At 57.7% G+C, this 19544-nt stretch carries 16 protein-coding genes; 1 reads left to right on the top strand and 15 read right to left on the bottom strand.

The window, feature by feature from the left end:
* Positions 1-114 precede the first annotated feature (114 nt).
* Positions 115-501, bottom strand: a complete 387-nt coding sequence (locus MKZ87_RS20140) for an SCP2 sterol-binding domain-containing protein (RefSeq protein ID WP_085696809.1) — start codon at positions 499-501, stop codon at positions 115-117.
* Between the two features lie 587 nt (positions 502-1088).
* On the opposite strand from MKZ87_RS20140, the gene MKZ87_RS20135 reads away from it, so the two are divergent.
* Positions 1089-1466 (top strand): DUF6124 family protein, encoded by a 378-nt coding sequence (locus MKZ87_RS20135; protein ID WP_085702314.1) that lies wholly within the window; start codon positions 1089-1091, stop codon positions 1464-1466.
* A 500-nt stretch (positions 1467-1966) separates the two neighbouring features.
* On the opposite strand, the gene MKZ87_RS20130 is transcribed toward MKZ87_RS20135, so the two are convergent.
* From MKZ87_RS20130 to MKZ87_RS20065, 14 genes are all read right to left on the bottom strand, one after another.
* Complete coding sequence (locus MKZ87_RS20130) at positions 1967-2566, bottom strand: lysozyme inhibitor LprI family protein (RefSeq protein WP_085702313.1); 600 nt, start codon at positions 2564-2566, stop codon at positions 1967-1969.
* Positions 2567-2677: 111 nt separating this feature from the next.
* Positions 2678-2923, bottom strand: a complete 246-nt coding sequence (locus tag MKZ87_RS20125) for a hypothetical protein (protein WP_139834818.1) — start codon at positions 2921-2923, stop codon at positions 2678-2680.
* A 53-nt stretch (positions 2924-2976) separates the two neighbouring features.
* Entirely contained in the window at positions 2977-3885 is a 909-nt protein-coding gene (locus MKZ87_RS20120; protein WP_085702388.1) for a tetratricopeptide repeat protein, read from the bottom strand.
* Complete coding sequence (locus MKZ87_RS20115) at positions 3875-7012, bottom strand: EF-hand domain-containing protein (protein ID WP_266201892.1); 3138 nt, start codon at positions 7010-7012, stop codon at positions 3875-3877. Before MKZ87_RS20115 ends, MKZ87_RS20120 begins: the two co-directional genes overlap by 11 nt.
* An 18-nt stretch (positions 7013-7030) precedes the next feature.
* The gene (locus MKZ87_RS20110) at positions 7031-8050 is read right to left on the bottom strand and encodes a tetratricopeptide repeat protein (protein ID WP_266201891.1); all 1020 of its coding nucleotides are present in this window, start codon (positions 8048-8050) and stop codon (positions 7031-7033) included.
* A 5-nt stretch (positions 8051-8055) separates the two neighbouring features.
* Positions 8056-10092: a type VI secretion system tip protein VgrG gene (locus MKZ87_RS20105; protein ID WP_085702311.1), complete on the bottom strand. Its 2037-nt coding sequence runs from the start codon at positions 10090-10092 to the stop codon at positions 8056-8058.
* 28 nt (positions 10093-10120) lie between these two features.
* Positions 10121-11122 carry a serine/threonine-protein kinase gene (locus MKZ87_RS20100; RefSeq protein ID WP_085702310.1) on the bottom strand — a complete coding sequence of 334 codons (1002 nt, stop codon included), beginning with the start codon at positions 11120-11122 and terminating at the stop codon, positions 10121-10123.
* Entirely contained in the window at positions 11119-11847 is a 729-nt protein-coding gene (locus tag MKZ87_RS20095; RefSeq protein ID WP_085696803.1) for a PP2C family protein-serine/threonine phosphatase, read from the bottom strand. The genes MKZ87_RS20100 and MKZ87_RS20095 overlap by 4 nt, the downstream gene beginning before the upstream one ends.
* The gene (gene tssM / locus MKZ87_RS20090; RefSeq protein WP_085702309.1) at positions 11847-15386 is read right to left on the bottom strand and encodes a type VI secretion system membrane subunit TssM; all 3540 of its coding nucleotides are present in this window, start codon (positions 15384-15386) and stop codon (positions 11847-11849) included. The genes MKZ87_RS20095 and tssM overlap by 1 nt, the downstream gene beginning before the upstream one ends.
* 13 nt (positions 15387-15399) lie before the next feature.
* Positions 15400-16275 (bottom strand): type IVB secretion system protein IcmH/DotU, encoded by an 876-nt coding sequence (icmH, locus tag MKZ87_RS20085; protein WP_085696801.1) that lies wholly within the window; start codon positions 16273-16275, stop codon positions 15400-15402.
* Positions 16276-16280: 5 nt separating this feature from the next.
* The gene (gene tssK, locus MKZ87_RS20080; RefSeq protein ID WP_085696800.1) at positions 16281-17612 is read right to left on the bottom strand and encodes a type VI secretion system baseplate subunit TssK; all 1332 of its coding nucleotides are present in this window, start codon (positions 17610-17612) and stop codon (positions 16281-16283) included.
* Positions 17613-17614: 2 nt separating this feature from the next.
* Complete coding sequence (gene tssJ / locus MKZ87_RS20075; protein WP_007954386.1) at positions 17615-18115, bottom strand: type VI secretion system lipoprotein TssJ; 501 nt, start codon at positions 18113-18115, stop codon at positions 17615-17617.
* Between the two features lie 5 nt (positions 18116-18120).
* The gene (gene tagH / locus MKZ87_RS20070) at positions 18121-19314 is read right to left on the bottom strand and encodes a type VI secretion system-associated FHA domain protein TagH (RefSeq protein ID WP_085702308.1); all 1194 of its coding nucleotides are present in this window, start codon (positions 19312-19314) and stop codon (positions 18121-18123) included.
* Between the two features lie 18 nt (positions 19315-19332).
* Positions 19333-19473 (bottom strand): hypothetical protein, encoded by a 141-nt coding sequence (locus MKZ87_RS20065; protein WP_003229566.1) that lies wholly within the window; start codon positions 19471-19473, stop codon positions 19333-19335.
* Between the last annotated feature and the right edge of the window lie 71 nt (positions 19474-19544).

The raw sequence follows: 19544 nt of genomic DNA, 5'->3' as shown, positions 1-19544 counted from the left end.
CCTATAAAAAAGGCCCCACACTCAACCGAGTGTGGGGCCTTTGTATTTGATCGTTCCCACGCTCTGCGTGGGAATGCAGCCCATGACGCTCCGCGTCACAGCCTCACGCAATACTCAAGCAGCCTTCGGCTTGGCCTTCCTCGGCTTCAAATACTTCATCAACCCCTGAAACCACATCACCAGCGCCGGATTGCCCTTGAGCTGGATGGTCTTGTCCTGAATCCCCTGCATGAACGCCAGCTGCTTGTTTTTGGCCTGCATCGTGGCAAACCCGAACGCCGCGTCTTTAAAGGCAATCGCAAACGCCGGCTCCGCCACCACCCCGGACTTGCTGGTAATGCGCTGGTCCTTCACCACGAAATGCCGCGCCACCTTCCCGTCCAGAGTCTGCAGCTGAAACACCAGATCCTTGTCACCCAACTGCTGCTGGAACGCAGGATTTGTCCGACTGGCCTTACCCATCAACAGACCCAGCATCCACAGAAGAAAACGAAATTTCATGCGCACAGCCTCAAAAGGAAAATGAACGGCCGGGGGAGTGTAAGGGATTCGGACGGATTCGCCACTATCCTGGATTGATAGAAGACGATGCAGGGCTTTTCTCGCATGATGACTACCAAGTCACGATTTCCGCCCCACAACCTGATCGTTCCCACGCTCCGCGTGGGAATGTCTCCCGTGACGCTCCGCGTCACACCATCCCCCCGTCCTACACCTGAAGAAACACATTCCTGTAGGAGCTGCCGAAGGCTGCGATCTTTCGGTCTGCTGCCCCGCAAACCTATGGGAAATTTCCTGCGAAGCGCCGGGATACCTATGAACTAGGCAGGCTGGGACATCACCGATAGCCTCTGTGTGTCACCGCAAAATCGGTGACTCGGACGTGCAAGTCCGGTTCAGGTGCACAATCGCAATGGCATTTCGCCGAGCGTTTTCCTATGCTCGCGGATCGTTATGGCGGCTGTGCGTCGGAGACTCTTGAGTCTGCCGGCCACCTGGACCGGTCTTGCACACCAACGCACAGCTGCCACCTATTTCGAAGTGCAAAGCGAATGGGTGTCGGCCTCACAATTCCAGGAAGCTGCGCAATGATCAAACCAACACCCAATCCCCCCGAAATTCCAGAAAACCCGGAAACCTCCCCTTACGAATCCCTCGATTCAAAGAAACTCCACGAAGCCGCCGAACGCGCCCTCGACCACCACTTCAAACCCAGAGCCACACGCCCCAAACGCCTGGGAGGCCTGTTCGCCCTCTGCCCCAACGCCGACGCCGAAGCGCTCATGGCCAATGCCTCCGAAGACCTCCTGTCCATCAGCGCCTTCGCCGCCAACCTGGCCGACGACCTCGACGGCCCCCGCCGCTCAATGGCGCTCGGCCTGAGCAGAATGGCGGACGGCGTGCGGTTAATGGTGGAAGGCACGCTCGATCACATTGAGTTTCGGGAGTATCAGGCCAAGCCGTAGCTGAATTGCGGGCGGAAAAAAGGGGACGTTGAGTCCCCTTTCGAAACTATCCGTTCTTACCATTGGCAACCGGTCTCAGGTGTCGCCTCCATGGTGATGTCTTGATCGAACGAGTATTGCTTGCCCGATTTGTAATTCCTGTAGTGCATCGAATTCACCCTCGCACCCTGAGTTGCCATCTCATATTCTCCAGTCACCACACCGTCAGAAACTTCTACCCACGTCGTCGTGAACTGATGAGGGCCCTCCTCAGTCATGACCTCGTCCTCGGTGTTCCGATAGACAAGGGGGATAGCTTTCTTCGACTTGCTATACCTGACACCTGCGCCGCCCCATTTGGTGACAGTGTCGAAATAGGTTCTGAATTCAAAGTTGATGTTTTTTCCATCAAGTGAGCGAAAGCAGAAACCCGCGTTGAGACTTCGCTATGGGCGGCAAGCGGAGAAAGACACAGCAACGCAACAAAGAACATTGAGGCAGTTTTCAAACCGTTCATTCCTTCAACGATTAAGAGGTAATTGAAAGCGCATGCGCACTGCGCAGTTAGCGATGTCCTCCCGGAACACACGCTCACTCATTTCGCAGTGTCCATCGACGTATTGCCGCCACAACGGATCGTCGAAGTTGTCACCCCCCAATCGTTCCATCGAAGCCGTCAGACCTTTTTCTCGATCCTGCCCCGCCATGGCCGATGCAGCTTTATAAAAACCGTCCAGGGGTAACCCAGTCTGCAGAGCAACCAATTCCCCCAACCGGGCATTGCTTGTTTGCACCAGGCACCCAAGCCTTTCGATGGGCGCCTCTGCACCGGGCAAGGCCGACTGATAGACATCCTCGCAATACGCCTCTTTGAAGCGCACCCACTTCTTTTGCACATCAGTCAGTTTCTTCTTGTCGGTCGGCGCCAAACCGACCAGCGCTTTCTTGTATTGCTCATTCAGCACTGCATCGACTTTCTCGAAAGACTGCTGACCGCAAATGATCAAATCGGGATTGGAAAAGCTGTCGGGATTGCAGGTTTCCTGAGCATGCGCAGGAACCAGCAAAGCAGCCAAAGAAACACCCGCGACCAGTTCAAGGAACGTCTTGAGTTTGATCATGATCCGGATACTCCAGAGCTGCGCTCAGCAACCCGAGCAGGAATCTTCGAAGCCTTTCCTGCTTCCGACATGCTCGATGCATATTGCTTGTACGCCGGCACCGCGCGCTCTTTATCGTTCATAGCCCATTACTGTCCGAAGCGGTTTCAAGCAAAAACGGGACGAATTTGTTTTCGCAAAATCGAGCGCAACAAATAAATCCGCCCCCTTTAACTCACCGACAACAGTCGTTTCACTTCGCATCCCTTCATTGATGAATTGCAATCCAATACCCCGCAAAAAAAAACGGAAGAACCAACCGGACAATTCAATTTGAAGTCCCTTGGCAGAAACCCCATCAAACGACAGCGCTGCCAAGGCCCAGCCATGACTGGTGAGCCTTAATAAAGAGTAATCTGCAACTTCTTCTATTACTGCGCCGTAGCGCGCTGCCTCGCCCGATCAGGAACCTTGGCTTGCTTGCCATCTTCGTTCATGAGTTCGATGTACACCTTGTAGTTTTTTTCTGCGGATGCTTGATCACCTTCCGCCCAATAGGCATCTGCCAGATTAAGATAGGCGACTGTCCGCCTAGGACTTTCTGAAATAACTTTTTTCAAGAGCCAAATTGCGTCGTTGTTGAAGCCTGCCTGCTGCCAAAAAAATGCTACGTCATTGAACACTTGCTGGCTGGCAGAAGAATAACCATACTCACCAATGTAGCGTTCAATAAAACTACGCTTCGGAAAATCAGCAAACCTGGACTCATCCTTATAAAGGCGCGATGTAGCATTTTTGAACTCAATCAACAGCTCTTCTTTTATTTTTTTTTCCACGCCGGAAACCAATTGTAACTTACTCAAGCAATCAGAACTTTCACATTTCTGCGTTTCGTCATGCTCAAGTACCGAATAGCAATATGGTTGCGGCTGCCCCGCAGAGCCAGGACCTTTCTGCAGATATATAAGGCCATCATCATTTGTATTGATTGATTGACAATAAGGAACCACACCAAAAATATCAGGTACTCCGGACCTGTTTTTACCAATATCTACACTACTTACGATCTTGCTCGCATCAAGTGTTTGCACCTTTCCGTTAGAACTAAGTATCCAGAAGCTGTTTTCCTGAGAGCTACAGTCACATTCGCAACTCAATATATAACTTTGGCTCCTGATATCAAATTTCGCCTTCGGAACGCCATCAGAACCACAGAAGTTCTCCGAAATAGCCACAGAACAAATATTGGTATCAGGATCGCATACTAATTTTTTGCTTTCGCTCCACGCCGGTGAAGAAAACAAAATCAAAGTAATAAACCAGCGGAATTTAAAGCTCACAAATATCACCCTCAACGATTATTCCGTAATTACCGTTTTCTCGCGTGGCCGTATTGCCACTCATTGTAGCGGTATATTTTTGTCCTTGAATGATCCCCATCCGACGACTGAATGCATCAGCCCTGTAGGCCGTCGCCGCTTTTTCTGCTCGTTTTTTACATACAAAAATCAGTAGTTCTTTCTGAGTTGTAATATTGGCGCTTGGGAACTCAGTTCTAATAAGCTGTTCCGCCTTCGAAAGGTTGTTCTGCTGAACACACAAATCGTATAGCGCACAGTACGTCCGTAGCTGAATCTTCACCATCAAATTCGGTGCCAATTCGCGCATCAATTTGATGCAAGACGTCACATTGTCATTGTATTTCGCCGCATGATTCAGCTGAATCTTCTGAAACGCCTCGACTTCGCCAATTTTTTTAAAGGCCGACTTCCACCCCGCGTTGTTGTTGGCGATCACTCCCGACGCCCAACTCATTTGGGCAGTCGTATCCGCAGAGTTCAGCGAAGTTATCAATGCCTGGAAATTCATGTTGGCGCCAAAGCATCCATCAAAAGTAGCTTGATCCGCTCCCCGCATCTCCAACAAAACCGGCCCCAAAGTACCCTGCCCAAAGTTCCACTGAATAACACCGAAAGACATTCCTTGACCGTCGAAGTTACCCGCCAGTGCCTCATAATCCAGCTTGCTCTTTCCTTCGTATCCGGAGGAAACCAATAGGGCAATTTCTTTCGCCTTGCTGAGTGGGATACAAGCAGCTGACAGCGCGTTCGCTACAAATGCAATCGAATGAAAATGCCATATCAAATCGGTACTGATGGCAGCCTTTTCTTTCAGATCATCCCAAAATACATAGCTGCTGATCCTTTCTTTTTCATGCTTCAGTGTCTTCGGAGCATGCTCAAGCTCTGTATCGAGCCGGCTCCATTTGGGAGCATCTGCTTTCGCTTTCCACTCGGTCGGATGATGGGCCACCAGCCTGGACCATTGCGAGCGCGTGTCTGGGTTTTTCAAAGCCTCGGCCAACTCGGTCGGATCGACGTCCCCGCTCTTGTCTTTATCGATCTTCGCAAACAGATCCTGAAAGAACGCAGGCATGTCTTTCGGATCGAGAAATCCGTCCGCTGTCGCATTGGTTTCTTCGACGATCTGAAACCCCAGCTTTTCCCAATCATGCTGAGTGATGATTTGTGCACCGGCTTTCTTGACCAGGCCGTTGACCGCCTGAGCATTGTCAGTGACGGTCACATCGTAGTAATCGTCGGTACCCACTTTAATGACCGGGGCCTTGTTCAAATCAACCGCATGTTCCGTTTTCAGCACCGTACTATCCGTCGCAGGTGCTTTTTTCTTCAACTCACCTCCGGCCGGCAAATACAGATATTGCTTGCCGATCTTCAGCCCAGCCGTATTCTTGAGGAAGTATTTTATGTCGGCTTCGGCAGTAAATATCTCGACGTGTACTTGATACTTACTCGCTACACCGCCATCTTCGCCGGTCAGATTTTCAGTCAATCCCAGATAGCCAATCGGATCTCCCGCCTTGATACCGGTACTGGCAGATTCTACAGAATTGAAGCTACTCGGGATTACATCCCAGGCAACGTGGTCGTTTTCCACAATCGCCCAAAAGCTGGGAGGAAGGCTTCCCGCCCCTGCCAAACTACCACTGCTGGTACACTTCGCCATTCGGCGAATTGTCCCGGAAACATTGAGATTCAGAACCTCTTTGCTTTCAAACTCCACCGTACTATGAGGGGTAAGTTGCAGCGAGCCCATCTTGGCACCGGCGGCCTGTCCATTTTGGGGCGAGACCGGATCTTGATAAAGTTCCAATCTCTTCAATGCGGTTCCCTTCACCTTGCCTTGCCAATATTTGGGCTTTAAACGCTCCGGGATCGGGTCTGCCAGCCATATACGTGCGGGTTTGGAGTTTTTGTAGGGCTCTCCATCTTTCAAGTACGCGAACCAGACCTCTTTGCCAGCTTCGCGAACTTTGTGGCCACTTTTTTTAACGCTACCTGACAGGATTTTCCCTTTCGCATAGGTAACGTTGCCTAAGTCCTTTTGATCCAATATCTCAAGTTTGGTCCCCGCAACGAGCTTTCCGACGTTCTGTATGCTGCTGGATTCAGGGAAATCGTCGTAAGCGTTGAAGTCACTTACTTTCATGGTCACTTTAGGCTTTGGAGTTTCTTCCTCAGTCAGCGGATAACGCTTGAAGGGCAGAAGGTGCATGTACAAGCTGTAGAAATTAAGCTTGTTTTGCTTGCCTTTATTCGGTCCTTCTTCTGGGTTTGGTGCAGATTTGTACTCATGTCGCACCAAACAAAACGAGTTGGAATACTTAAGTTTTTTCTCATTTTCGCCGAATGTGGACTCCAAATAATCTTCGTTAAGTCGGTAGGCCACAACTTCACCGTCGGCCATACACCGAATTGGTTCGTTCAAAATGCATTGAGGAGCGCTGGCATTGCTGATGTGAATGCCGCCGTGCCAAAACTTGTTGCTGCCCAGCAGGTAGTGGCCAGCAGTTTCAGCCTCTAGGGCTTTGTATACTTCATCTGCTCCAGTGAACTGCTTACCATCTGGTTTTCTAAATGGATATTGAAAACTCATCAATGGTGCAGCCCCCGCAGCTGCCGGTGCGGGAGCGGGAGCGCCCCCCCCCGTCCGAGTCGACTCCTTAACCCTTAAAAATTTTGTAGGGACTGGCCAGTACCAAGCCTTCCCAACGGCACCGAATTTGGCAGTGGCTGGTCCAGAACTTTGTGCTCCGAAGAATTCTCCAAACTCAGAATCCAGCGTACTGTCATAACTTTCTACAATACCTGTATGGTTTAACGTCTTGTTTTGATGATTTGACGTGGCATTAATCCAGAGTACGATATCTCCCCGCTTCACATTAGCCGGGCTTATCACATCGTAATATTTGAGCGCTTCCTGGCTATTAAGCCCGGCGGTATTCTGATAAGGAACTTCGTAGCCCGCCCCCGTCAGCAACAAGTTAACCATATGAGAACAGTCGACAATTTTTTTACCATTCTCTACAGCGTAACCATCCCCGCCCTCCTTATAGCTATAATTCGCGCTGGTGTAATTTCCAGATAAATCCAGTGGCTCTGTCATTTCTGCTTCCTGCAATAATCAATAGCAATAGCTGGCTTTAGCAATTCCAGCAGGCTGCTTATTCAGACGTTCCAAATGTGCGATAGACCCTTTGCTGCCTTTTTGGGCAGCGAGTTGGTAGCAGGCAATCGCCTTGGACATGTCCTTAGTAACCAATTCTCCAGTTTCAAAAGCTCGACCGAGTGCATTTGTTGCAAAGGCATCTCCCATACGGGCCGCCTGCGTCAACGCTTCTTCAGCCTCTGCTGGATGCTGGCATGGAGCATTAGAGGAAACATTGTTTCCATCGCAATAAAACAACGAAAGGCTCATCGCACCCTCAGGCAAAGTGGTCGCTGCTGCCTTGAATAGCTGTTCAACCTTATTAGTTTCTAGCTGCGGAGCCATGCCAGAAAGGCTCAAACTTGCAGCATTCAAACTAGCCTGAGGATCACCGGAAGCTGCTGCGCATAGGTAGTTTTCCAAAGAAGCTTCAAATAACTCACCTGTGAGTCGGTACTGCTCTAACCCCCCCAGGCCTCTGAAGGCTTCTGCACGCTGGAAGCAAAAGTTCTCTGCCTCGCTCATGTGGGCATTGCTCGCCTCTACGAGATCTTTCTCTCTGATCGACCAATCTTCAACACCCTCAAGCACCCAACACGCTTGGCGAGAAAAGTTGAAGATCTTGATGTGGCTGTTACCTGCTCGCTTGTCCACTACGTTGAAATGGCTATCGTCGATCGCTTCGACCACCACGCGTTCAGTCTTGTCTGTGCCCACAGGCGACATGAGCGGAAATGGCAAACTGGAGCTCTTGACTCCCGTCGTTTGTGGCTCAAAAACTCCGTGTTCTCCCACTGGCTTCAAAACAAGCGACTTCACCGTCATCGCAGTCAACCGCTGCTGAGTTTCAGCATTCGCAGAGAACGCCGTCAGGAATTGGGAAAAGTCCTCAGACGGACAATCATCAGCATAAGCGCTGCCATGAAACAGGCTCAGCAGCGAGGCGGTGAAAGCCGCTACCGCGAAACCGTGCCTTTTCTTCAAAAAACCATTCATGTCGATCACTCAGAAAACACAAAAAAAGCCTTCGGCTTAACCTTCTCAGGCGGCGCATTCAACAACGCCTGATCCATCAAACTCCCCGCCTTATCCTTATCCGCCGCCCCCGGCAGCACCGGCGGTTTGATCCCGATGCCAGTGCCCGCACCCGGCGAGCCGCCGGCATTGATCTTCACAACCGGCCCAACCACCGTCACACCACCGCCATCGAGCTTGATGAAACTGCCGCCGCCGAGAATCGTCAGTTCGGAACCGGCCTCGATGACGATCTTGTCTCCCGCCTTGATGTGTATCTCTTTCCCGACGCTGGTCAGTTGCGCCGTCCCGAGCTTCACATGCTGGCTTTCACCAATAGTCAGGTGGTCGTCCAGCCGTGCTTCGATCTTGCGGTCGCTGATGGTGGTGCGGTGTTCTTCGGCCTTGAGTTCGGTGTAGGTGTTCTTCACCACGGTGTCGTGGCGTTCGTTGCCGACGCGGATCTTCTGGTCGTGTTCGACGTTTTCGTCCCAGTCGCGCTGGGCGTGGATGAAGATTTGTTCGGCGCCTTTTTTGTCTTCGATGCGCAGTTCGTTGTAGCCACCGCCGCCCGGGGAGCTGAGGGTTTTGAAGACGCTGCGGGTCTTGTTCGCCGGCAAGGCGTAGGGCACCGGGTTTTCCTTGTGGTACAGGCAGCCGGTGACCAGTGGCTGGTCGGGGTCGCCTTCGAGGAAGGTGACGAGGACTTCCATGCCGATGCGCGGGATGGAGATGGCGCCGTAGCGGTCGCCGGCCCAGGAGCTGGAGACCCGCAGCCAGCAGCTGGTCTTGTCGTCGGCCAGGCCTTCGCGGTCCCAGTGGAATTGCACCTTGATGCGGCCGTACTGGTCGCAGTGGATTTCTTCGCCTTTGGGGCCGGTGACCATGGCGGTCTGGCTGCCGAGGACGCGGGGTTTCGGGTGTTCCAGCGCCGGGCGGTAGAACACGTCCCACGGGGTGGCGAGGAAGCGGTTGCGGTAGCCCTGGTGGAAGTCGTCCTTGTTGTCGGTGGTGTCGCTGGTTACCGATTCTTCGAGGACTTGCGGCTGTTTGCCTTCGTGGAATATTTCGGTGAGCAGCCACAGGTCGTTCCACTCGCTGCGCGGGTGGTCGGACATTTCCATGAAGTGGCCGCTGACCAGTTTGGTCTGGTCGCTGCGGCCTTCGGCCTGACGGTAGTCGGCGCGGTGGCGTTCGAGGGCGCGCTGGCTGAGGAACTTGCCTCGCGCACGGTCGATGAAGCGGCCGGGGTAGTCGTAGTCTTCCAGATCCGGTTCAGTGCTCTCGCCGTCCGGCTTGTAGGCCGCTTCCATTTGCAGACGCGGCTTTTCGAAGTCGTAGTCGCGGCGGGTGGTGCGGCTGGTGCGGGTTTCCAGGCGCAGCTTGAAGCCTTTGATCACCGGTTCTTCGGCGACCATGCCGCTACCCTGCACATACGCGGTCGGCTGGCCGAGGTTGGGGAACACGGTCTGGTCATCGCCGAACACCAGCAGGTGGCCTTTCTTGCTGTGCTGGAAGTGGTAGTGAATGCCTTCTTCTTCGCACAGACGCTGGACGAAGTGCAGGTCGGTTTCGTCGTACTGCACGCAGTAATCGCGATCCGGGCACGGCTGGCTGAGCTGGAAGCTGTAGGCGTTGCCCTTGATGCCGTGCTCGTCGAGGATCAGCGCGATGATTTTCGGCGCCGACATCTGCTGGTAGATACGCTGGTTGGTGCGGTGATGCAGGTATTGCAGCTGCGGCACCAGCGAAACCTTGTAGCGGGTCAGGCGCTTGCCGGCATCGCCCTGGGCAACGCGGTAGATCTGGCCGTGAATGCCCGAGCCTTGCGGGTCGAGCGCCAGGAACGCCTGTTTGTGCAGGAGTTTTTCCAGGTCCAGATCCGGGTTTTCGCTGACCAGTTCGAGGTCGAAGCGAAACGGCTGGCTGATGCCCTCGGTGCCGGTGAACGACAGGACTTGCAGGTCGCCTACGTAGTCTTCGACCGTGAGGCTGAAGTGCGTTTCGTTAGCTGGGTTGAACATAGTGTGCTCCCTGTTCGAATGTCATCCGTTACGCCCTCAGCCGCAAACGCTGCAACCAGGACGAAGTGGCGCCCAAGGCGTCACGCAATTGGTCGGCAGAAATGTTGCGCTCTGCCGCGTCAAAGGCCAGCGCGGTGCGCAGCGCCGGCCAACAGTGGGTCGGCAGATTTGCCGGGGCTTGCAGTTCGCGATCCAGGTGTTCGTCACGGGCCTGGGTCGAGGGCAAGCGGCGGAACGGGTGTTTGCCGCCCGCCAGTTCATAGATCACGCAGGCCACGCCGTACACGTCCGCGCTGGCCGACAGCGGTCGGCCCTCAAGCAGTTCGGGGGCGGCGTAGCCCGGGGTCCAGGCGTTGAAGCGCTCGCGGCTCAGGTGCGGCAGGCCGGGCAGGATGCCCTCCTCGGCCTGCCCGAGACCGAAGTCGAACAGGCGCACGCCGTCTTCGCTGAGCATGACGTTGCTCGGTTTCATGTCACCGTGCAGCACGCCGCGACGGTGGGCGTAGGCCAGCGCGTCGAGCAACGGCAGCGCGATGTCGCGCAGTTCTTTCCACGGCAGGCCCAGTGGCCGCTCGCAGAGCAGTTTGTCCAGGGTCAGGCCACGCATGAGCTCCATGGTGATGAAGGCCCGCTGGCAATCGGTGTCCACTTCGAACGTGTGCGGTCGCAGCACGTTGTCGTGACGCAGGCGTCGGGTCAGGGCGAACTCGCTGTAGAGCAAGGCACTGGCGTCCGGCGACTCGGCAAATTCTTCGCTGAGGATTTTCAGCGCAATGTAAGGATCGGGATCGCCGAACTGTTCGTGCAGCAGATCCCGGGCCCGGTAAACCGCACCCATGCCGCCGGCCCCGAGCAGGCGCTCGAGGTGATAGCGGCCTGCCAGAACGTCCGGCAGTTCGCCGACGCTGGCCTTGGTCGGCGCCAGCGCGGGTTCGGCGTTGTGCTGCTTCGCGAAAGCGAAATAGGTCAGGTTATTGGCCTGCTCTTCGCTCATCAGCAAGTCGTCGACTGAAGATTCGATTTCAGTCATTGGCGGATCACCACGGCCGTCAGGTTGTCGCGAGCGGCGCCACGCAGGGCGCCGTCGAACAGACGTTCCAGCGCCACATGCGGCGCCGCCAGACTGAGAGCGTTGCCGAGGGCATCACTGCTCAGGCCTTGATACAAACCATCACTGCACAGCAGGAACACATCGCCCGGATACACCTCGAGTTCCAGCACATCCAGGGTCAACTGTTCCGCCGCGCCCACGGCCCGGGTCAGGGCTTGGGCGGCCGGGTGCGCCGCCGCCTGCTCGACGCTCATCTGTTGCTCGTCGATCAGCTGCTGCTGCAGCGAATGATCCTTCGACAGCTGATACAAGCGCTGCCCGCGCCACAGGTAGCAGCGGCTGTCACCGGCCCAGATGCAAGCCGCGCGATTACCTTCCACCAACAGCGCCACAACGGTGCTGCCCATGATGCTGTCGTGACGCCCGGCGGTGACAGTCAACTCTTGCCCCAGGCGTCGGTTCAGCCAGTGCAGGCACTGGCGGATGGCTTTGAGGCGTTCGTCGAAGTCCTCGTGCTGCGGCAGTTCAGCCAGGCTGGCGACGATCAACTGGCTGGCGATATCGCCACCCTGATGACCGCCCATGCCGTCCGCGACCACCCACAGCCCATGCTGCGGGGTGTCGAGGAAGGCATCTTCGTTGCGCGACCGCACCTTGCCCGGGTCGGTTCGCGCCGCGCTGCGCCAGGGACTGGCCACCAGCATCAGAGCTGCACCGGCATACGGAAGGTACGCATCACGCCCATGTCGAACGGATTCGGCGTGCGCTGGCTGGTCAGCAGGTAGTTGGCGCGCAGGCCACCTACGTCGGCTTTCAACACCAGCACGTCGCGACCGGTCAGGTACTCGGTCTGCATCAGGTCGAACAGACGGAACAGCGACCACGGGCCGGAGTTCTTCTCGATGCCGATCGGGCGCCCTGCCATCTTGTCCATGACCAGGCTGGTGCGACCGTCTTCAGCATCGGTCGGCCACTTGAAGCTCATGGGCAGAATCGGACCGTGGCGGTATTCCATGGTCTTGTCGCCAAATTTGAACTCCGAACGGCTGACCGCCGGATCGAGGGTGTACGGCTCAAGCTTGAACTGCACAGTCGGTTCGGCCGGGTTGATCGAGAAGAAGCTCTGGCGAATGTTCAGTGCAGCCGCCATCTGGTCGAGGAAGACCTTGGACACCGGCAGGCTGCGACCATCGATGCTGCGCATCCGGTAGTTGCCCGGATCACCGCTGACGAACGGACGCATGTAGTTGTCGAAGAAGCGGTCGATGGTGCCTTGCGCCCGGAAGAACTCGCGGAAATCGCTGATCGCCACATCGCTGGTGCTGGAGGCGCTGAACGGATAGCGCTTGCTGATGGTTTTGCCATACACGCTGTACAGCTCGTTCTGATAGCGGCCGTTCAGGTATTGGTAGGCATCGTTGAGCACCAGACGCCACGAGTCTTCGGCCAGCACGTTGAACCACACGCTCAGCGGACGCGGCAGACGGCCGGACGCATTGCGCAGGTTGGTCAGCGCATCACGCTGGCCGCTCATGCGGGTCTTGGCCAGTTCGAACGCGGCCTGCTCCGGCGTGCTGGAACGGGCCAGGCCCGCCAGTTGCAGTTGCAGGTCGTTGAGCGCGGTGAAGGCCGGGGTCAGGTCAGCGGCCGGGCCGTTGTTGTCGTCGAGCAGTTTATGCAGCGGCTCGAAGCGACGTTGCAGCGACTTCTTGGCAGTGTCCGGCAGATTCTTCGCCACGTTCATGGCCGAAGCCTTGTCGGCGACAACGGAAGCGAGCTTGCCGACCTTGCCCAGTTTGCCCTTCTGGCCTGCCAGTGCATCGGCGGCGTCACCGGCTTCATCCACCGGCTCAGGGGCCGCCGGGAAACGAGTGTTCTCACGCACTTCGGTCAGCAGCGCCAGCACCGGCGAGTTGGCCGAAGTCAGGCCCGCCAGTTGCTCGGCGCCTTCACCGGCATCGCTGATCGGCGGCAGTGCCACCTGGCCAACCGCTTCGCTCCAATAGTTGGCGTAGTCGCGGAAGTACAGTTGTTCCAGCTCGACCATCAGGCGACGCAAGTCCATGTCGCTGATGCCCGCGCCTTCGCCCAGCACCCAGTTGTCACGCAGGATGTCGGTGACCAGCGATGCGCCCTGCACCGAGAAATACTGCTGATAGCCGGTCTGGGTGTAGAAGCCCGGAATCACGTATTCGGTGCCGATGAACAGCGAGCCCTGCGGCCCGAGGTGCTGGCTGAAACGGTAATCCGGCAGGTTGCGCGCCTGCTCGCGGAGCATGCGGTAAACCACGGTCGCCAGCGACTCGCTGCGCAGGATCTGACGCGCCTGGGTCACCAGTTGCTCGTTGAGCGGATAGATAAACGGCTGCTGCAACAGACGCTCGAGGTGCGTGTTCAGACCGTTCTGCACTGCGGTGTTGCCGGTGTAACGCTGCGACCAGTCCGCCGCGATCCAGTCCTTGAGCCATGCCGCGTCGCGACGATCCTTCATGTTCAACATCAGGTACGCGCGCAGGCTGTTGATCAGCTTTTCGCGGTCCTTCATGTTGGCGCGGATCTGGCCTTCAAGCATCGTTGCAACGCGCGGCAGCAGTTGCTTTTCGAGCTCGTGCTCGTAAGCCTCCTTGACCACCGGATTGACGTCCTGGCCCTGATACAGCCCCATCCGCTCGTGGTACGCAGCGTCGCCTTTCTTCGGGAACACCTGGGTCGCGGCGTAGCTGGTGTCGAGGGTTTTCAGCGTGCCCATGGCGTCATCGCGCGGCGACAGTGCCGTGCGTTGCTGGGTCCAGTTCTGCGCCAGATTGCGCAGGTTTTCCAGACGCTCCCAGTTGGCCGAGAAACCACCGGCCCAGAGCATGCCGAACAGCACCAGCGCGCCCAATGCACCGACGTACAACGCACGCTGGCCCCAATGGATGCGGCTGCGCTCGCGCTTGTCCAGACCGGCGAGGTCGGACTCGGGGAAAATCACGCGGCTGAGCAAATGGTGGATGAAACGCGAACGACCGCTGCGCAATGTCGGCAGCACGCCGGCCCTCATGCCCAGACTCGCGCCGATACCGGCAGTGGTCGAATCCATTTCCTTAGTCAGATGCGGAGCACTGGTCAGGTAGAAACCACGCAGCAGCGTCGCACGCTGGTAGCGGTTGCCGGTGAAGGCCATGTCGACGAACAGGCACAGGCGCTCGCCGATCTGGCCCATCTGGTGCGGGAAATCGAGGATGCGGCCACGGCGCTGGGTGTCGCGCTCGGAGTGCATGCGCATGATCACCTGGCTGTTGAGGCGACGCAGCAGCTCTTCGAACTCGTTGCGCAACACGGCCACGTCGGTGCCGACCTGATCCTTGCGGAAACTGGTCCCCAGCACCTGATCGCTTTCTTCGCGGGTCAGTTGGTCGAAGAACTCGTCGAAGCCCAGCAGCTTGTCAGCCTTGCTCAGCACCAGATACACCGGCACGTCGACGTGCAGCTTCTGATAGACGTCTTGCAGACGCGCGCGCACCTGGCGAGCCAGAGTGTCGATGTCCTGCTCGCTGCCACTGGTCAGGGTTTCCACCGGAATGGTCACCAGCACGCCGTTCAGCGGACGACCGCGACGACGCTTGCGCAGCAGCTCCAGCAGAGTGGTCCAGGCGCTGCCGTCGACTTCCGAATCCGGTTGGGTCAGGTAGCGGCCGGCGGTGTCGATCAGCACGCCGTGATCGGCGAAGTACCAGTCGCAATGACGGGTGCCGTGGGTGTCGCGGGTCAGCTTGCGGTCGATCTTGTTGATCGGGAATTCCAGCCCGGAGAAGTCCAGCAGGCTGGTCTTGCCGCTGGCCTGCGGGCCGATCAGCAAGTACCACGGCAAGTCACTGCGCCAGCGCTCGCTGCGGCCGCGATACAGGCTCGAAGTCTTGAGGGTTTTCAGGGCGTCCTTGAAACGCTCCTTCAACTCCTTCTGCTCTTCTTCGATCAGTTCGTCACGGCGGATACGGTCCTGGCCGTCTTCGGTTTCTTCGACGGCTTTCTTGCGGATGCCGGCGCGCCAGCTGACGAAGACCATGGTCAGGCCCCAGATCAGGAACAGCACGGCGATGGTCAGCAAGCGCGAGGTGGAACTCTCCCAGAACTTGTAATCATCCACTGCCAACAACGGGCCGACGAACCACACCAGCAGTGCCACGAACAGCACCAGCAGCAGAGTCCAGACCCAGGTCTGGCGCAGGAAGGCGCCGACTTTCTTGAAAAACTTTTTCATCACACGTCCCTGTTTACGGCTGCGACTGCGGCTGGGCCGCGGCCGGATCAAGCGGCTGATAAGGTTGCAGAACGGTGTCGCGCTGCTCGCCCAAGACCCAGGCGAAGCCCGAATACATCATCACCAGACAGACGAAGGTGAACAGCACCACCATCCACGCCGGCACGATGCGCACCAGGTTGCGACGCTGATCGTTGAGGCCTTCCCACTGCGGCGACAATTCACGCGGCACATCGCCACGCAACTGGCGGATCTGCCGGTACAGGGCGTCGCGGATGCCTTCGAGTTCCAGCATGCCGCGTGCCTGCACGCGGTACTTGCCCTCGAAACCGAGGGACAGGCACAGGTACATCAGCTCCAGCATCGGCAGGTGCTTGACCGGGTTTTTCGACAGCCGATCGAGCAGCTGGAAGAACTTCTCACCACCGAAGGTTTCGTTGTGGAAACTACTGAGCAGGCTCATCTGCGACCACTCGCTTTCGTTGCCCCACGGCGTGGTCACGACGGCTTCGTCGACCACGGTGCAGAGCACGTAACGGGCGGCCATCACCTGGCTGCTTTCGGCGCCGTTGTGCAGGGCACGCACTTCAAACAGCTTGAGCCCGGCGGTCAGGCGCTCGTTGAGCGCGTAGAGGTCTTCGCGGGTGTCGCTGTGTTTGAGGCGCACCACTTCCGACAGCAATTCGGAAGAGGCGGCCACCAGCGAATTGAGGCTGATATTGAAGGCTTCCGCCGGGCGCAGGCGCGCGGCGTAGATCATCCGTTCTTCCAGTTGTTCAAAGCGCGGTGGCGCAGCGAAGTCGGTCAGCGGACTCGCCGCCGGGCCATGGCCCTGACGGTCGAGCAGGACGGTTTTGTCGTCCTGGTTGTGTTCCATGTCCTTGATCATGTCGGTCAGTTCCTGATGGCCCAGAATTTCAGTTCAAGCTCGGCGAATTCGCCGGACACGTGGAACGCGAAGCCGCCGGAGCGCTCGAGTTGCGCCAGGTCTTCGGAACTGAGTTCGAGGATGAAATAGGTTTTGTTCGAATGGAACGCGATCTGCCGCGGGGCCACCGGCAACGGTTTGACCTTGATCCCCGGCAGGTGCAGGTTGACCAGTTGGCGGATGCGTTCCACCGGGCCGACCTTGAGGTGCGCAGGCAAGCGGTTGCGCAGTTCTTCGGAGTCGCAGTTGGCACTGGCTGCCAGCACGAACGACGCCGAGCCCAGCAGTTTGTGGTCGTGCAGCGGCGACACGATGATCCCGTACTGACGCGCTTGCAGGATCAGTTCGATAGCGTGCTGTTCCAGCACCATCGACAGTACCTGACGGATCGACTCCATCAGTTTGCGGAAGCTCGCACCCTGGTCGGCGTGGGAGTAACGGCTGTCCAGGCGCGGGCGTTTGCTGTCGCTGGAGAAGGTCGCCAGATCACCGAGCATGGTCAGCAGCGTGCGGTACAACTCTTCCGGATGAACCTGCTCCAGACCCAGGTAGTGGCGCAGCAGCAGTTCGGTGCGGTTGATCAGTTGCAGCATCATGAAGTCGCCGATTTCCGCGCCACCGACCTTGCCGTTCGAACGGATGCGCTCGGCAATGGTGTCGCCCCGGTGACCGAGCATGCTGATCACTTCTTTCAGGCACGACAGCAGGTAGCTGGAAGCGTGGGCCTGAATGTAGGTCGGCACGAAATCCGGATCGAGGCTGATCACGCCGTCCGGCGTGGTGTCGAGCACGTCGCAGATTTTCAGCTTCACGTAGGCCTGGTCGCTCTGCTGCTCGCCGAGCAACAGCTTGAAGTCCGGGCGACCGCAGCTGACCTGGCTGGCGGAATCATCACCGGCGTTGGAGTCGGCCACTTCGGCGTCATACGCGGTGTAGCGCGCCAGCACGTCCGACTGCTCCGGGCGACGGGCCTCGATGTGGTTACCGGTGACCAGCGGCAGCGCCAGGTAAACCGGCATGTTGCCGGTGTTCGGCGGAATGTCCAGGGCCAGCGGTTCGGTGTTGCCGCCGAGTTCGAACAGGCTGCCGTCCGGCAGGATCCCCGAGGCTTCACTGATCACCAGTTTGCCCATGTTGAGGAACTGCAAGTCGATCTCCAGATTCAGGAAACCCCAGGTGTAGCCGCCCAGCAACTGGGTGCGGGTCTTCATCTGGTGATCGTAGTAGCGGTCGTTGTGCTGGAAGTGCTGCGGACGCAGCAGCATGCCTTCCTGCCAGATGACTTTATGGGTATTCATGGTCAGTCATCCGCCTTGGCGAGCACTTCGTTGGTCTTGCGGATACCGGCCTGATCCAGAGTCAGATCGGCTTCGGTGACTTCCAGCGGCGTGATCGGGAACGTGTGGCGCCACTTGGTTTCCGGCAGGTCACGGTACGCGGCGAGGATGCCGATGAAGCGACTGCCCTCCTCCACGCTGAGTTTCAGTTCCACGGTTTCACCCGGGCGCAGTTCGAGTTCTTCGCTGGCCACCAGATCCGGGTTGAGGGATTCCTTGGCGCGCTCGTAGAGGCTGAAGAAATCGGCGTTCTCGAACGTCACCGGGTGCTTGAGTTCGAACAGGCGCACCACGATCGGCGACGGACGACCGTTGAGGTCCGGGTTCAGCTGGTCGCTGCCGGTCAGCTTCAGGTTGATCTTGGTCACTTTCGAATACGGCGACAGCGACGAGCAACCGGCGAGCAGCACCATCAGGGTGAGCGCGGTCAGCGTCTTGAAAAAAGCGGTCGAGCGGCGAGACATGCGCATCATCCTTGGTGGTCGGTGTGGAGGGTGGAGATCAGGCGGATCTGTTCTTCGTAGGCCTGGGCGAAGTCGCGGGCCAGCAGACGCTCGCTCCAGTCGTCGTCCTGACGCAGCGCATGGTGATAACGGTTGAACGCTCTCCAGCGCCCGCCGGCGGTGGCGAGCAACGGCTTGTTGTCACGCTCGAAACGCAAGGTCAGTTGCTCTGGCGAGAAGTGCTCCAAAGTGCCGCGCACCGCCGCGCGGCTGGCGGTCAGCAGCGCTACCTGATGCGCCTGCAAGTCGCGGAACGCACGGGAGATCGCCTGCTCGGCCGGCAAGTGACCCGGCTTGTGCGGCTGCAACAGGATGTCCAGCGCTTCGCTCGGATCGACGGCGAATTTCAGCGGGTTCTTGTTGGTGCCTTGCACGGTGGTCTGGGCCAGACGCAGTTCGTTCTTCAGCTCCGAACGGGTGCGCAAGCTCTGTTGCAGACCGCCGATGCTCTGGCGCAGCAGACGTGCAGCGTTCAGCGCGAGGGCTTCTCGCTCGTCGTGGCTGAGGTTCTTCACGTTCACGCCGAGGGCTGCGCCGAATCTATCCCAGAAGGTTTCGCTCTGACGCTCGACCGCTTTCGGCGCCGGCGCAGGTTCTGGCGTGGGCTCGACGATCAACTCCGGCACCATCAGGCTTTCCATGTCGATGCGCGCGTAGTCGGCGCGCTGACGGGAGTCTTCAGGGTCGGTCACCGGTGCGAGCATTTCCTCGAACTCCGAGTACACGCGCTCTTGCTGCTCCAGCGATTTCAACGGGTCGAGGTCGAGGAACGCGTCGTCCGGAATGATGCTGCCGGCGGCGCGGGGCAGGCCGACTTCACCGTCGAAGGTCGCCGGGTCGCGCACCAGGCGCGCACGAATCTCGAAGTCGCCCAGCACGTAGGTGCTGCCGTGCTCGATACGCACCGGTTCGCCCTTGTGCAGGCGTGCGCCGCTGTCGCCGTCCTGAACACCGTTGCTGCTGGTGTCGGTCAGGAAAAACGTGCCCTCGCGATAGCTGACGATCGCGTGATGATTGGACAAGTGACGCTTGCGGTCAGGGATGATCCAGTCGCAGTCCTCGCCCCGCCCGATCACGCCGCCGGCCTGTTTGAAGGTCCGCTGGCACAGCTCGGTGGGCACGAACTGCTTGGTGTTCAGCATTTCGAAAACCAATTCCATGTTTGATGCTCCTTGCGGTCACTTGCCGCGATTGACCGCCTGCGGATCACCCAACGGGCGGTAATCGTTATCGTTGAATTTGTAATTGCCGCTGCAACCGCCGAGGCCGCATAGAACGACGAGGGTCAGCAGGACAGCGTGCCAGTGACGAACAGACATCAGAGGGTCTCCAGGTGTAGACAAAGCACAAAGCGCCGACCCTCGCGGGCGGCGCTGAAACAGGTTTTCGA

Source organism: Pseudomonas sp. MCal1 (genome assembly GCF_026341415.1).
Taxonomy (GTDB): domain Bacteria; phylum Pseudomonadota; class Gammaproteobacteria; order Pseudomonadales; family Pseudomonadaceae; genus Aquipseudomonas.
Note: the sequence above shows the minus strand (reverse complement) of the source record. Positions and strands in the feature narration are given on the sequence as shown.

Bases quoted from the DNA above. Each gene is read 5' to 3' on its own strand.
- MKZ87_RS20140 (WP_085696809.1), bottom strand. From the start codon at position 501: ATGAAATTTCGTTTTCTTCTGTGGATGCTGGGTCTGTTGATGGGTAAG.
- MKZ87_RS20135 (WP_085702314.1), top strand. From the start codon at position 1,089: ATGATCAAACCAACACCCAATCCCCCCGAAATTCCAGAAAACCCGGAA.
- MKZ87_RS20130 (WP_085702313.1), bottom strand. From the start codon at position 2,566: ATGATCAAACTCAAGACGTTCCTTGAACTGGTCGCGGGTGTTTCTTTG.
- MKZ87_RS20115 (WP_266201892.1), bottom strand. From the start codon at position 7,012: ATGACAGAGCCACTGGATTTATCTGGAAATTACACCAGCGCGAATTAT.
- MKZ87_RS20110 (WP_266201891.1), bottom strand. From the start codon at position 8,050: ATGAATGGTTTTTTGAAGAAAAGGCACGGTTTCGCGGTAGCGGCTTTC.
- MKZ87_RS20105 (WP_085702311.1), bottom strand. From the start codon at position 10,092: ATGTTCAACCCAGCTAACGAAACGCACTTCAGCCTCACGGTCGAAGAC.
- MKZ87_RS20100 (WP_085702310.1), bottom strand. From the start codon at position 11,122: ATGACTGAAATCGAATCTTCAGTCGACGACTTGCTGATGAGCGAAGAG.
- MKZ87_RS20095 (WP_085696803.1), bottom strand. From the start codon at position 11,847: ATGCTGGTGGCCAGTCCCTGGCGCAGCGCGGCGCGAACCGACCCGGGC.
- tssM (WP_085702309.1), bottom strand. From the start codon at position 15,386: ATGAAAAAGTTTTTCAAGAAAGTCGGCGCCTTCCTGCGCCAGACCTGG.
- icmH (WP_085696801.1), bottom strand. From the start codon at position 16,275: ATGATCAAGGACATGGAACACAACCAGGACGACAAAACCGTCCTGCTC.
- tssK (WP_085696800.1), bottom strand. From the start codon at position 17,612: ATGAATACCCATAAAGTCATCTGGCAGGAAGGCATGCTGCTGCGTCCG.
- tssJ (WP_007954386.1), bottom strand. From the start codon at position 18,115: ATGTCTCGCCGCTCGACCGCTTTTTTCAAGACGCTGACCGCGCTCACC.
- tagH (WP_085702308.1), bottom strand. From the start codon at position 19,314: ATGGAATTGGTTTTCGAAATGCTGAACACCAAGCAGTTCGTGCCCACC.
- MKZ87_RS20065 (WP_003229566.1), bottom strand. From the start codon at position 19,473: ATGTCTGTTCGTCACTGGCACGCTGTCCTGCTGACCCTCGTCGTTCTA.